This window comes from Serratia sp. HNCC26DJ206 (genome assembly GCF_057180605.1).
Genome location: NZ_JBXUGP010000020.1, coordinates 14,498 through 28,793, shown reverse-complemented (window position 1 = coordinate 28,793; position 14,296 = coordinate 14,498). Strand labels below are relative to the sequence as shown.

Annotated in this window: 11 protein-coding genes; 5 read left to right on the top strand and 6 right to left on the bottom strand. The window is 54.6% G+C overall.

Annotated elements, in window-relative coordinates; all coding sequences use genetic code 11:
- Positions 1–699 (top strand): tRNA (guanosine(18)-2'-O)-methyltransferase TrmH, encoded by a 699-nt coding sequence (gene trmH, locus AC2A1E_RS14555; protein ID WP_484384347.1) that lies wholly within the window; start codon positions 1–3, stop codon positions 697–699.
- Positions 696–2,777: an ATP-dependent DNA helicase RecG gene (gene recG, locus AC2A1E_RS14550; RefSeq protein ID WP_484384408.1), complete on the top strand. Its 2,082-nt coding sequence runs from the start codon at positions 696–698 to the stop codon at positions 2,775–2,777. The genes trmH and recG overlap by 4 nt, the downstream gene beginning before the upstream one ends.
- Before the next feature lie 36 nt (positions 2,778–2,813).
- Here the strand turns inward: recG and gltS are convergent, their stop codons facing one another.
- Positions 2,814–4,016, bottom strand: a complete 1,203-nt coding sequence (gene gltS / locus AC2A1E_RS14545; RefSeq protein WP_484384346.1) for a sodium/glutamate symporter — start codon at positions 4,014–4,016, stop codon at positions 2,814–2,816.
- A gap of 237 nt (positions 4,017–4,253) precedes the next feature.
- Between gltS and AC2A1E_RS14540 the strand changes: the two genes are divergently transcribed.
- Positions 4,254–5,648 (top strand): nucleobase:cation symporter-2 family protein, encoded by a 1,395-nt coding sequence (locus AC2A1E_RS14540; protein ID WP_473189301.1) that lies wholly within the window; start codon positions 4,254–4,256, stop codon positions 5,646–5,648.
- Positions 5,649–5,792: 144 nt separating this feature from the next.
- On the top strand, positions 5,793–7,457 hold the full coding sequence (locus AC2A1E_RS14535) for an AsmA family protein (protein WP_484384345.1): 1,665 nt from the start codon (positions 5,793–5,795) through the stop codon (positions 7,455–7,457).
- Positions 7,458–7,494: 37 nt separating this feature from the next.
- Here the strand turns inward: AC2A1E_RS14535 and fabY are convergent, their stop codons facing one another.
- From fabY to typA, 5 genes are all read right to left on the bottom strand, one after another.
- On the bottom strand, positions 7,495–8,442 hold the full coding sequence (fabY, locus tag AC2A1E_RS14530) for a fatty acid biosynthesis protein FabY (RefSeq protein ID WP_484384344.1): 948 nt from the start codon (positions 8,440–8,442) through the stop codon (positions 7,495–7,497).
- Between the two features lie 23 nt (positions 8,443–8,465).
- Positions 8,466–8,903, bottom strand: a complete 438-nt coding sequence (gene dtd, locus AC2A1E_RS14525) for a D-aminoacyl-tRNA deacylase (RefSeq protein ID WP_484384343.1) — start codon at positions 8,901–8,903, stop codon at positions 8,466–8,468.
- Positions 8,900–9,778 (bottom strand): virulence factor BrkB family protein, encoded by an 879-nt coding sequence (locus AC2A1E_RS14520; protein ID WP_484384342.1) that lies wholly within the window; start codon positions 9,776–9,778, stop codon positions 8,900–8,902. The genes dtd and AC2A1E_RS14520 overlap by 4 nt, the downstream gene beginning before the upstream one ends.
- A gap of 49 nt (positions 9,779–9,827) precedes the next feature.
- On the bottom strand, positions 9,828–10,418 hold the full coding sequence (gene yihX / locus AC2A1E_RS14515; protein WP_484384341.1) for a glucose-1-phosphatase: 591 nt from the start codon (positions 10,416–10,418) through the stop codon (positions 9,828–9,830).
- Positions 10,419–10,586: 168 nt separating this feature from the next.
- A complete protein-coding gene (gene typA, locus AC2A1E_RS14510) occupies positions 10,587–12,410 on the bottom strand; it encodes a ribosome-dependent GTPase TypA (protein WP_459400615.1) in 1,824 nt (607 codons plus the stop codon).
- Positions 12,411–12,783: 373 nt separating this feature from the next.
- On the opposite strand from typA, the gene glnA reads away from it, so the two are divergent.
- Positions 12,784–14,193 carry a glutamate--ammonia ligase gene (glnA, locus tag AC2A1E_RS14505; RefSeq protein ID WP_473189293.1) on the top strand — a complete coding sequence of 470 codons (1,410 nt, stop codon included), beginning with the start codon at positions 12,784–12,786 and terminating at the stop codon, positions 14,191–14,193.
- The last annotated feature ends 103 nt before the right edge of the window (positions 14,194–14,296 follow it).

Below are 14,296 nucleotides of genomic sequence, written 5' to 3'. Positions count from 1 at the left end.
ATGAGCCCTGAACGTTATGCACGGATTTGTGAAATGCTATCCACCCGGCAGCCCGACCTGACGGTCTGTCTGGAACAGGTACACAAACCGCATAACGTCTCCGCGATTATTCGCACCGCCGATGCCGTTGGTGTACATCAGGTGCATGCCGTGTGGCCAACCACGCGGATGCGCACGCTGGTTTCTTCCGCCGCAGGCAGCAACAGTTGGGTAAACGTCCAAACCCACCCGACCATTGCCGATGCCGTGGCACAGATGAAAAGCCAGGGGATGCAGATCCTGGCTACCCACCTTTCCGCACGCGCCGTCGATTTTCGCGCAGTGGACTATACCCGCCCGACCTGTGTACTGCTGGGGCAGGAAAAAACCGGTATCACCGAAGAAGCGCTGGCGCTGGCCGATCAAGACATCATTATTCCGATGATCGGTATGGTGCAATCGCTCAATGTCTCTGTGGCTGCCGCATTAATTCTGTATGAAGCCCAGCGTCAGCGACAAAACGCTGGCATGTACCGCCGCGAACACAGCGCACTGAATAAAGAAGAGCAACAACGCCTGCTGTTTGAGGGGGGTTATCCGGTGCTGGCCAACGTGGCCAAGCGCAAAGGGCTGCCACGCCCGTATATTGATGAGCAGGGCCAAGTGATTGCCAGCGCCGAATGGTGGGCAACCATGCAGGCAACGACGGTACGCCGATGAAAGGCCGCCTGCTGGATACCGTCCCTCTTACAACACTTTCCGGGGTTGGAGCCAGCCAGGCAGGTAAATTAGCCAAAATCGGCCTGAATACCATTCAGGATTTGCTGTTACACCTGCCACTGCGTTACGAAGATCGCACTCGCCTTTACTCCATCAACGATCTGCTGCCCGGCATTTTTGCCACGGTGGAAGGGGAAGTGCTGCGCAGCGATATCAGTTTTGGTCGCCGCCGCATGCTGACCTGCCAGATCAGCGACGGCACCGGCCTTCTGACCATGCGGTTCTTCAATTTCAACGCGGCGATGAAGAACAGCCTGGCCACCGGTCGCCGCGTGACGGCTTACGGTGAAATCAAACGCGGCACTCACGGTGCCGAAATCATTCATCCTGAATATCGTATTCAGGGTGAAAGCAGTGAAGTTGAGCTGCAAGAAGCCCTGACACCGGTCTATCCCACCACCGAAGGCGTGCGTCAAGCCACGCTGCGCAAGCTGACCGACCAAGCATTAGAACTGCTGGATACCTGTACCATCGCCGAATTACTGCCTGCGGAACTGAGCGGTGGATTAATCAGCCTGCCACAGGCGCTACATACCCTGCACCGCCCGCCGCCGGATATCCAACTGGCCGATCTGGAGCAGGGCAAACACCCAGCACAAAAACGCCTGATTCTGGAAGAGCTACTGGCGCATAACCTCAGCATGCTGGCAGTACGTGCAGGCGCGCAAAGCTATAAAGCACTATCACTCACGCCAGACGACCGGCTGAAAAAGCGTTTCCTCGCTCAGTTACCATTTGCCCCTACCGGTGCGCAAAATCGTGTAGTAGCCGATATCGAAGCCGATATGCAGAAAGGTTTCCCGATGATGCGCCTGGTGCAAGGGGATGTTGGTTCAGGCAAAACTCTGGTTGCAGCACTGGCCGCCCTGCGTGCCATCGCCCACGGTAAGCAGGTGGCGCTGATGGCCCCTACCGAGTTACTGGCCGAACAACACGCCAATAACTTCCGCCAATGGTTTGAACCGCTGGGGATTGAGGTGGGCTGGCTGGCGGGGAAGCAAAAGGGCAAAGCACGCATCGCACAGCAGGACGCAATTGCCAGCGGGCAAGTATCGATGGTGGTAGGAACGCACGCCATCTTCCAGGAACAGGTGCAGTTCAATGGCCTGGCACTGGTGATTATCGATGAACAACACCGCTTTGGCGTGCATCAGCGGCTGGCACTGTGGGAAAAAGGCGAAGAGCAAGGGTTCCATGCTCATCAGTTGATCATGACCGCTACGCCAATTCCACGCACGCTGGCGATGACCGCCTATGCCGATCTCGACACTTCGGTTATCGACGAACTGCCGCCGGGGCGCACGCCGGTAACCACCGTAGCAATCCCTGATACGCGCCGTGCCGATATTATTCAGCGGGTAAAAAGCGCCTGTTTAGAAGAAAGCCGCCAAGCGTATTGGGTTTGTACGCTGATTGAAGAGTCCGACCTGCTGGAGGCTCAAGCAGCGGAAGCCACCTGGGAAGAATTGAAAATCGCCCTGCCGGAGCTGAAGGTGGCTCTGGTCCATGGCCGCATGAAGGCGCAAGAGAAACAGGCGGTGATGCAGGCCTTCAAACAGGGTGAATTGCAGCTCCTGGTCGCGACCACGGTGATCGAAGTGGGGGTTGATGTACCCAATGCCAGCCTGATGATTATCGAAAACCCGGAGCGGCTCGGATTGGCACAGTTGCACCAGCTACGCGGCCGCGTTGGCCGTGGTGCCGTCGCCTCTCACTGCGTGCTGCTGTATAAAACCCCGCTCAGCAAAACGGCGCAAAAACGCCTGCAGGTGCTGCGCGACAGTAACGACGGCTTTGTGATTGCCCAGCGCGATCTGGAAATCCGTGGGCCGGGCGAACTGTTGGGTACGCGCCAAACCGGCAGCGCAGAGTTCAGAGTGGCCGATCTGTTGCGCGATCAGGCGATGATCCCAGAGGTTCAGCGCACGGCGCGCCACATCCACCAGCACTATCCGCAACATGCTCACGCCCTGATTGAGCGCTGGCTGCCTGAAACCGCCCGTTACTCTAACGCCTGATTTTATCGCCCTCTCCCACGGAAAGGGCGACATCATTTAGCCAAACATCGGCAACATCAGATACAGCTTAATCACGATGGCATTGGCGATATCAATAAAGAACGCCCCCACCATCGGCACCACGAGAAACGACAGGTGCGAAGGGCCAAAGCGATCGGTAATCGCTTGCATGTTGGCAATCGCCGTCGGCGTCGCCCCCATACCAAAACCACAGTGCCCAGCGGCCAATACCGCGGCATCATAGTTTTTGCCCATCACGCGATAGGTCACAAAGATCGCATACAGCGCCATCACCAGGGCTTGTACCACCAGAATCGCCAGCATCGGCAATGCCAGAGAGGCCAGTTCCCACAAACGCAGGCTCATCAGCGCCATTGCCAGAAATAGGGACAAGCTGACGTTACCCAACACCGAAACGGCGCGCTCAAACACCGTATAGAAACCGGTGGCCGACAGCGTGTTACTGAGGATCACCCCCACAAACAGCACGCAAACAAACGTGGGCAGTTCGAAGGCGCTACCATTCAGTAATCCAAAAATAAATTTCCCGAGGCTCAAGCAGATAGCGATCATGGCAATGGTTTCGACCATCACCAGCGAGGTAATTAGGCGGCCACTTTCCGGCTTTTCAAAACCGCTTGGTTGCACGCTGTCTTCCGGGCTTCCTTCTGGGGTTGAAGAGTGCTTCACCAGATAACGCGCCACTGGGCCACCAATCAGCCCCCCCAGCACCAGACCAAAGGTGGCGCAGGCTATCGCGACTTCTGTCGCATTTTCAAAACCATAGCGTTCGATGAACACCTTACTCCAGGCAGCGCCGGTGCCATGGCCGCCAGAAAGCGTAATTGAGCCAGCAATCAGCCCCATCAGCGGATTCAAGCCGAGTATTTTCGCCATGCCGATACCAATGGCGTTCTGCACCACCAGCAGGCCCAGCACGACAAACACGAACACAAACAGCGCCTTGCCCCCTGCGCGCAAACGCGCCAGGTTAGCATTCAGGCCGATGGTGGCGAAAAAAGCCAGCATCAAGGGATCTCTCAGCGACATATCAAAGCTGACTTCCCAGTCGACGGTTTTTTTCACCAGCAACAACAACAACGCCACCAGCAAACCGCCCGCCACCGGGGCCGGAATAGTATATTTTCTTAACCAAGGGATGGATCGTACACATTTGCCCCCAAGGAGCAAAACCAGCGTGGCAGCCACTAACGTGCCATAGGTATCGAGATGGAACATCTCAGGTACTCCGTGTCAGAATCGATATACAATAAATTATAAACCATAATTTTAGTCAGGCTTTTAACTCGATGAGTAGTCAATTATTAGTGGAAAAGACTAATAAAAAAAGAAAAAGCGAACGAAAATGTGACCTTCATAAGGCTAAATTTGGCAAAAATATTAATGCGCAACCGTTTGCTTTTGTGAGGCGGATCATTAAAATGCTTTCTTTGCCGCTTCAGGGAACGCTACACCATGTCCATCCAATCCGCTGAGCTTGATACCGCGCAACAGGCATCAGCAACCGCTCCACGCACCAGTGAACTGATTTATCGCCTGGAAGATCGCCCGCCGTTGCCGCAAACCCTGTTTGCCGCCGGTCAGCATCTGCTGGCGATGTTTGTTGCCGTGATCACCCCAGCCCTGTTGATCTGCCAGGCACTTGGCCTGCCCGCACAGGATACGCAGCACATTATCAGCATGTCGCTGTTTGCTTCAGGTTTGGCCTCGATTCTGCAAATCAAAACCTGGGGCCCGGTGGGTTCTGGCTTGCTATCCATTCAGGGCACCAGCTTTAACTTTGTCTCGCCGCTGATTATGGGTGGGCTGGCGTTGAAAAACGGCGGTGCCGACGTGCCAACCATGATGGCTGCGCTGTTCGGCACATTGATGGTGGCTTCCTGTACTGAAATCCTGCTCTCAAGGGTGTTGCATCTGGCACGCCGCATTATTACCCCGCTGGTATCCGGTATTGTGGTGATGATCATCGGCCTGTCGCTGATTCAGGTGGGTCTGACCTCCATCGGTGGTGGCTACGCGGCCATGAACGACCATACTTTTGGCGCACCGAAAAACCTGTTGCTGGCTGGCGCAGTGCTGGTGGTGATCATTCTGCTTAACCGCCAGCGCAATCCTTACCTGCGCGTGGCTTCGCTGGTGATCGCCATGGCTGTGGGTTATCTGCTGGCCTGGGCGATGGACATGCTGCCGGAAACCCAACCGGCCACCAATACGGCCACGATTAATATTCCAACGCCGCTGTATTACGGTCTGGGCTTTGACTGGAACCTGCTGCTGCCACTGATGCTGATCTTTATGGTGACCTCGTTGGAGACCATTGGTGACATTACGGCAACTTCCGACGTTTCTGAACAACCGGTCAGCGGCCCGCTGTATATGAAACGCCTCAAAGGTGGCGTGCTGGCCAACGGCCTGAACTCGATGCTGTCGGCCGTATTTAACACCTTCCCGAACTCCTGCTTCGGTCAGAACAACGGCGTGATCCAACTGACTGGCGTAGCCAGCCGCTACGTCGGTTTCGTGGTTGCCTTGATGCTGATCGTGCTGGGGCTGTTCCCAGCGGTCGCCGGTATTGTGCTGCACATCCCAGAACCGGTGCTGGGTGGCGCCACCATCGTGATGTTCGGCACCATTGCCGCCTCCGGCGTGCGTATCGTTTCCCGCGAGACCCTGAACCGCCGTGCGATCATGATTATGGCGCTGTCTCTGGCCGTTGGCATGGGCGTTTCCCAGCAACCGCTGATCCTGCAATTTGCACCGGATTGGCTGAAAACCCTGTTCTCTTCCGGCATCGCCGCCGGTGGGATCACCGCCATTGTGTTAAACCTGCTGTTCCCGCAGGAAAAATAACCAATCCGACCCTAAGTGGTAAAACGGCCGGTAGCAAAGTGCTATTGGCCGTTTTTTTATTGTCTTTCAGGCTATTGCACTTGAGCTGGCAGGATAATTACGGCATAAACAGGGTATCTTTTCTGACCGCTACGGATTCGGACGATGAAATTTATCGGAAAACTGTTGCTGACGTTGTTACTGCTGGCGTTGCTCGCTGTGGTACTGCTATACGTCTTGGGGCAAACACGCTGGGCTGCGGGCTGGATGAGCCGTTGGATCAGCAATAACAGTGAATACCGCCTATCGGTGGAAAAAATCACCCATTCATGGAGTAAGCCAGGGCAAATCACGCTGGAAGAGGTCACTTTTGCTCAGGCTAACCAGCCGCAGGTGCTGGCCGCCAAGCAGGTGGATTTTGCCTTCAGCCTACGGCAGATCACTGAACCAGGTTACTTCGGCAGCGTGACGCTGCGTGACGGGACGCTCAATATACAATCACAGCAGGGCATCTCCTTGCCAATTCAGGCTGATACGCTGCAACTGAGCAATATGGCGTTGCAGTCCAACGAGGCAAACTGGCGGTTGAATGCGCAAAAAGTGAATGCCGGTGTTACCCCTTGGCAGCCGACCACTGCCCATGTGCTGGGTGAAAACAACCAGTTCCAGTTCAGCGCCGGTTTGATGGTCTTGAACGGTGTTCCTGCCTCGCAGGTGTTGGTGCAAGGTGAAATCAAGCAAGACCAACTGATCTTGAGCGATTTCGGGGCTGATCTGGCCCAAGGCGATCTGACCGGGGTGGCCAGCCGGGCCGCAGACGGCAGTTGGCTGGTAGAGCGCCTGCGCCTGAGTAACGTGCGCCTGCAAACCCCGCTGACGTGGGAACAGCTTTGGGAGCAGGTCACTGCACTGCCACCGATTACGGTGAAGCGCTTTGATTTGATCGATGCACGCCTGGAAGGGAAAGAGTGGGCAATTAACGATCTCGATTTATCGCTGCAAAACGTCACCTTCCAACAGGGTGATTGGAGCAGTCAGGATGGAACGCTCAGCTTTAACGCGGGCGATCTCATCCATGGCAGTTTCCACCTGGTCGATCCGATCATCAATATGCAGCTTTCTCCTGCCGGTATCACCATTCAACAGTTCACCACCCGTTGGGAAGGTGGGCTGTTACGCACCTCCGGTAATTGGCTGCGCGCCGACAAGCGGTTGCAACTCGATGAAGTGGCCATGGCTGCGCTGGAGTATACGTTGCCCATCAATTGGCGGGCGCTCTGGCTGCAACCGCTGCCAAGCTGGCTGGCGCAGGTGTATATCGGCAAGCTGACGACCAATCGTAATCTGATTATCGACATCAATCCGGATTTCCCTTTCCAAATCACCGCGCTGGATGGTTACGGCAGCAATCTGCTGCTGGCAAACGATCATCAGTGGGGCATCTGGTCCGGTTCGTTGAAGCTCAACGGCAGCGATGCCACCTTCAACAAAGTTGACGTGCGCCGCCCTTCTCTGGCGCTGGATGCCGATACACAGCAGATTAACGTTACCGAACTGAGCGCCTTTATGCCTGATGGCCTGTTGGATGCCAAGGCCAACATCAGCCAGTTACCCGGCAAGCCGTTTACGCTGTCTCTTGATGGGCGCTCGGTGCCGTTAAATACCTTACAGCAATGGGGATGGCAGCAGATGCCGCTGGAAGGTGATGGTAATCTGCAATTGCAGTTGAAAGGGATGCTGAACGGGGATGAACCGTTTAAATCCTCATTACAGGGCCACTTGCAGGCGACCAGCAAAGAAGGGCAAACGCTGGAACAGCAACTGCCATAACGAATAAGGGCCCGCGTTTGCCGGGCCCTTTTGATCTTTAACTGGCTATCGCTACTGACCCCCCCTTATCCAAGGGTTCGTCCGGTTCGGCAGGCAGCACCATATAGGTGCCTTCAAAGATTGCCCCTTTATCCTCATCCCCAAACAAATGGACTTCCGCCTGCACGCGCGCCCGGCGGCCACGGGCCAAACGGGCCAGATCGCCACTGAGTGAGCTGAGATCCGCCACCGCTCGTGGGCGACCGGTGATCGGTTTGCTGTAACGGATGTGGGCATCCGCCAGAATAATGGTGCCACCCAGATGGCGCTCGCGCAGCAGCAGCCAGATCAACCCCCAGGCGGTCAGCGTCGCCAGCGAAAACAGGCTGCCAGCAAACAGCGTATGGTGCGGGTTCTGATTACCCACCTCCGGCATGGTGGTGACAAAACGCTGCCCGGTATATTGGCTGATGCGCACGCCCATCTTTTCGCTCAGCGGAATATGCTCGTACCAAGCCTGTTGCAGTTGCCCGCACCAGTCAGGGCGATGCAGGATATCGTCCAGCGTGGCTACCGGTTTAATCATCAGGTAGTGACGGATTGGCGTGGTTTGCGGGGCAGTGATCTCACCCTGATTGATAAACCCAAGTTTGGCAAAGAAATCGACGGCATCTTCACGCGCGCTACACACTACCCGCTTTACCCCTTCCTGACGCGCGACCGACTCCAGGGTCATCGCCACCAGCGTACCCAGGCCTTTGTCTTGTACCGTAGGGTCAACCGCCAGGAAGCGGATAGCGGCTTCATTGTCGGCATTGATATACAACCGCCCAATCGCCACAATCTTGCCATTCTCATCCACCACCATCTGATGGTGCGCCATGGCGTCGTAGGCATCCTTTTCCGAACCCACTGGCTGATGCAACGGCTTGCGCAGCATCTCCCAGCGAAACTGGTAATACGCTTTCAGTTCTTGTTCTGTTACAGGGACTCGTAGGTGATACATAGACGCCTTCTCTCTTATCATGCTTACACTTGCAGCCAGAACGTCACCGGCCCATCGTTCACCAGCGACACTTTCATGTCGGCGGCAAACTCTCCGGTCTGGGTTTCCACACCGCGCTCGCGGCACTGGCCAACAAAATATTGATACAAACGATCGGCATCGATCGGCGCCGCGCCGCGCGAGAAGCTCGGGCGCATGCCTCTCTCAGTGTCGGCCACCAGCGTAAACTGCGACACCACCAGCACGCTGCCACCGGCCTGCTGTACGTTGAGATTCATCTTGTCGTTCTCATCGCCAAAGATGCGGTATCCCAGCACCCGCTCGCACAGGCGTTCAGCTTTTTGTTCGTTATCATCCGCCTCAACGCCCAATAACACTAACAAACCAGGGCCAATTTTGCCTACCGTTTCACCTTCAACCACCACGCTGGCGTTTAACACCCGCTGAATTAACGCAATCATAAATGCTCTTCCTGCTGCCGTTTTTGCTGTTGCTGATAAAGACGATACTCACCCAGCGTGACGGTGATTTCAGCACCGAGTAACACGATACACCAGCTCCAATACACCCATAGGAATAAAATGGGGATCACCGCCAACACGCCATAAATCAGTTGATAAGACGGGAACATGGTGACGTAAAACGCAAAAGCCTTTTTGCCCAGTTCGAACAGCACCCCAGCTACCAGAGCACCGACCAGCGCATCCTTCGGCGGTACCCGCACGGTGGGGACGATGCTGTACAGCAACCAGAAGGATACCCATGACAGCAGCAGCGGAAAAATGCGTAACACATCATCGAGCAGATCGTTGACGCCGGTCTGTGCCAGCCATTTCAGCGACAGCAGATACGAGCTGATCGCCATGCTGGCCCCTACCAACAGCGGCCCCAGGGTCAGCACCATCCAGTAAACGGCAAAGGAAAACACCATCGGGCGTTTATTTTTGTTGCGCCAAATGGTGTTCAGCACGGAATCCACCGAGGAGATCAACAACAACGCGGTGATAATCAAACCGCAGGCCCCTACCGCCGTCATCCTGCTGGAGTTGGCGACAAACTGCTCGAGGTACTGTTGAATCACGTTGCCAGCAGCAGGCATAAAGTTAGAGAAAATAAAGCTTTTCAACTGAACGCTGATGTCCGAAAACATCGGAAAGGCGGCAAACAGCGCAAACACTACGGTGACCAACGGTACCAGCGAGAGCAGAGAAACATAGGCCAGATGGCCTGCCAGCATGGTCAGGCCATCGCTATCGATACGCTTCATCAGCAACCGCCCGAAGGTTACTCCGGGCTTGAGCGACGCAGGCAGCTTTTTTCGGCGGAAAAACGACATATCCACTCCTTGAGATCGGCCTCTACGCCTTAAGCTTAACGCGCGGTGGTCATTGAGCAAAATACGCCGGAATAACCTGCCGATCGGTCACCTGCACCGCTTTGATCCCCAGCGCTTGCGCCGCTGCCACGTTAGCGGCGACGTCGTCAAAAAACACCGCCTGATCCGCCAGAGTATTTTCCGCAGCCAGCACATGCTGATAAATATTGGCATCGGGTTTACGCATACCGAGGTCTTGCGACAGGTACATATGATCGGCAGCTTCGGCAACCTGCGGGTAGTGTTGCGGCCAGTAGTTGCAGTGCAGACGGTTGGTATTCGACAGCACCACCACACGGTGCCCTTCATTACGCAAGCGATGCATAATGTCGATCACTTCCGGGCGCAGGGCGACAAACACCGCCTGCCAGCCAGTGGCAAACTGTTCGAAACTGAGCGCAACCCCCATCTCATCACACAGTTTAGCGGCAAAATCTTCGTCGCTGATTTCACCGCGTTCGTGCTGCTGGAAGACTTCGCCCATGCTGAAACGATCGGTCAATATCGCCAGCGGTGTACCGCTCAGATTGCTCCACACTCCCAGCACACGTTTGAAATCGATATCGACAATCACATTACCTAAATCAAAGATATACAGCATAGTCCTCTCCTGATGGGCCAGTGAGATTTTACTGTAACGGGAAAAGTTAAGGCTGAACAGGGAACAAGGAGGAAAAGCGCACGACACGCCGCAGAAACGGGGGAAAGACTGAGAAAAAAACTCAGGGCGCCTTTACGCGCCCTAAGCATTGCGGATTAAATCAGCTGATTAAGCTTCTTTAGGACCGCGGCTTGCACGCTTACGATCGTTTTCCGTCAGGTGACGCTTACGGATACGGATCGAGGTTGGCGTCACTTCTACCAGTTCGTCATCATCGATAAATTCCAGAGCTTGCTCCAGAGACATCTTGATGGCAGGAACCAGGGTAGTCGCTTCGTCAGTACCAGAAGCACGCATGTTGGTCAGCTTTTTACCGGTCAGGCAGTTCACGGTCAGGTCGTTAGAACGTGAGTGAATACCGATGATCTGGCCTTCATACACTTCTGCACCATGGCCCAGGAACAGCTTGCCGCGATCTTGCAGACCGAACAGGGCGAATGCTACCGCTTTACCCTGGCCGTTGGAGATCAGCACGCCGTTTTGACGCTGGCCCACTTCACCCTGGCGCACATCATCGTAATGGCTGAAGGTGGAGTACAGCAGACCGGTACCAGAAGTCATGGTCATGAATTCGTTACGGAAACCGATCAAACCACGGCTTGGGATCACATAGTCCAGACGCACACGGCCCTTACCATCAGGATCCATGTTTTTCAGGTCAGCTTTACGCTCGCCCATCGCCTGCATCACAGAACCCTGATGCTGCTCTTCGATGTCCAGGGTCACGTTTTCGAATGGCTCCTGCTTGCGGCCATCGATTTCGCGGAAGATAACTTTCGGACGGGAAACCGCCAGTTCGAAACCTTCACGACGCATGTTCTCGATCAGTACCGACAGGTGAAGTTCACCACGGCCTGAAACGCGGAATGCATCAGCATCTGCCGTTTCTTCAACGCGCAATGCCACGTTGTGTACCAGCTCTTTGTTCAGGCGCTCAAGGATCTGACGTGAAGTCACATACTTGCCTTCTTTACCGCAGAACGGTGAGGTGTTGACGTTAAAGAACATGCTTACGGTCGGTTCATCAACCGACAGCGCAGGCAGTGCTTCTACCGCGTTCACATCACAGATGGTATCGGAGATGTTCAGTTCACCCAGACCGGTGATAGCGATGATGTCGCCCGCTTCAGCAACGGTGGCTTCGATACGCTCCAGACCCATGTGGGTCAGCACTTTACCGATTTTACCGTTACGGGTTTTACCTTCGCTGTCGACCACAGTGATTTGCTGGTTAGGCTTCACTTTACCGCGCTTGATACGGCCGATGCCGATCACGCCAACGTAGTTGTTGTAGTCCAGCTGAGAGATTTGCATCTGGAATGGAGCATCCATCTCAACCTGCGGTGCAGACACGTGGTCAACGATCGCCTGATACAGCGGGGTCATGTCTTCGGCCATCTCGTTATGGTCGAGACCTGCGATACCCAGCAGTGCAGAAGCATAGATGATTGGGAAATCGAGCTGTTCGTCGGTGGCATCCAGGTTAACGAACAGATCGAAGACCTGATCAACGACCCAGTCAGGACGCGCGCCAGGGCGGTCAACCTTGTTGATGACCACGATCGGTTTCAGACCGTTAGCGAACGCTTTCTTGGTCACGAAACGGGTTTGCGGCATTGGGCCATCCATCGCATCCACGACCAGCAGCACCGAGTCAACCATTGACATCACTCGCTCAACCTCACCGCCGAAGTCGGCGTGTCCTGGGGTATCCACGATGTTGATGCGGTAGTCTTTCCAATTAATGGCGGTGTTTTTTGCGAGGATGGTAATCCCACGCTCTTTCTCCAAATCGTTGGAGTCCATTACGCGTTCTGTTGCTTCTGTACGCTCTCCGAAAGTACCGGATTGTTGCAGCAACTTGTCAACCAGGGTGGTTTTACCATGGTCAACGTGGGCAATAATGGCGATGTTACGCAAATTTTCGATCACAGCTTTGCCTCAGGCATTAGAAATAGCGCGCTATTGTACACGTATTAAGCGAGGGACTAAACAAGATCACAACACTCTCTTATAAACAACTGTGTACAGGTCAGTTTGTGATCTCATTCACGGTGCAAAAAGCAGCAACTGATGACGTTTTGCACCATTTAAGTGCCCCAACAGGCATTATTTGCACCACGGCAGTGCATTGCATCCCCCATGGTGCATACTAGGGATGGGTAAAACCCGCGCAGAAAGGCGATTATTGCGCTTTTAAAATAGTTGGCACAGTTTTCGCTTTAGTCTACGCAAGGCGAAATCAAGCCAGTTTCCACAGATTCGTTCCACGACGACGACAACGATAAATCCGGGAGAGTTAAGTATGTCCGCTGAACACGTTTTAACGATGCTGAATGAGCATGAAGTGAAATTTGTAGACCTGCGCTTCACTGACACCAAGGGTAAAGAACAACACGTCACCATCCCTGCTCATCAGGTAAATGCCGACTTCTTCGAAGAAGGTAAAATGTTTGACGGCTCCTCGATCGGTGGTTGGAAGGGCATCAACGAATCTGACATGGTGCTGATGCCAGACGCCAGCACCGCGGTTCTGGATCCGTTCTTTGAAGAAACCACGCTGATCATTCGCTGTGACATCCTCGAGCCAGGCACCATGCAGGGCTATGACCGTGACCCGCGTTCAATTTCCAAGCGTGCAGAAGATTTCCTGCGCTCTTCCGGCATTGCAGATACCGTGCTGTTCGGGCCAGAACCAGAGTTTTTCCTGTTTGACGACGTGCGTTTCGGCAGCAGCATCCGTGGTTCCCACGTGAGCATCGATGACATCGAAGGCGCTTGGAACACCAGCACCAAATACGAAGGCGGTAACAAAGGCCACCGTCCACCGGTTAAAGGCGGTTACTTCCCAGTACCACCGGTTGACTCTTCACAGGACATCCGTTCTACCATGTGCTTGACCATGGAAGAAATGGGTCTGGTGGTTGAAGCTCACCACCACGAAGTGGCCACCGCAGGTCAGAACGAAGTGGCAACCCGCTTCAACACCATGACCAAGAAAGCCGACGAAATCCAAATCTACAAATACGTGGTGCACAACGTGGCTCACGCATTTGGTAAAACCGCGACCTTTATGCCAAAACCGATGTTCGGTGATAACGGTTCTGGTATGCACTGCCACATGTCGCTGTCCAAGAACGGTGTTAACCTGTTCGCTGGCGACAAATACGGCGGCCTGTCTGACATCGCACTGTTCTACATCGGCGGTATCATCAAGCACGCTAAAGCGATCAACGCACTGGCTAACCCGACCACTAACTCTTACAAGCGTCTGGTCCCAGGTTACGAAGCCCCGGTGATGCTGGCTTACTCCGCCCGTAACCGTTCAGCGTCTATCCGTATTCCAGTGGTTGCCAGCCCGAAAGCTCGCCGTATCGAAGCGCGCTTCCCGGATCCAGCGGCTAACCCATACCTGTGCTTCGCAGCACTGCTGATGGCAGGTCTGGATGGCGTGATCAACAAGATCCATCCTGGCGATGCCATGGACAAAAACCTGTATGACCTGCCGCCGGAAGAAGAAGCTGAGATTCCAAAAGTGGCTGGCTCACTGGACGAAGCTATGGCTGCACTGAACGAAGACCGCGAGTTCCTGACCCGTGGTGGCGTGTTCACTGACGACGCGATCGATGCTTACATCGAACTGCGTAAAGAAGAGATGGACCGCGTTCGCATGACGCCACACCCAGTAGAGTTTGAACTGTACTACAGCGTTTAAGTAATACCTTGCGCTGTCCGCGGATGGCGCACCGGTTTCAGTTGCCGTTTTTTTTGTTGCCGTGGAAACTTTTTAGCCCATCTCTGATGGGCTTTTTTCTCCA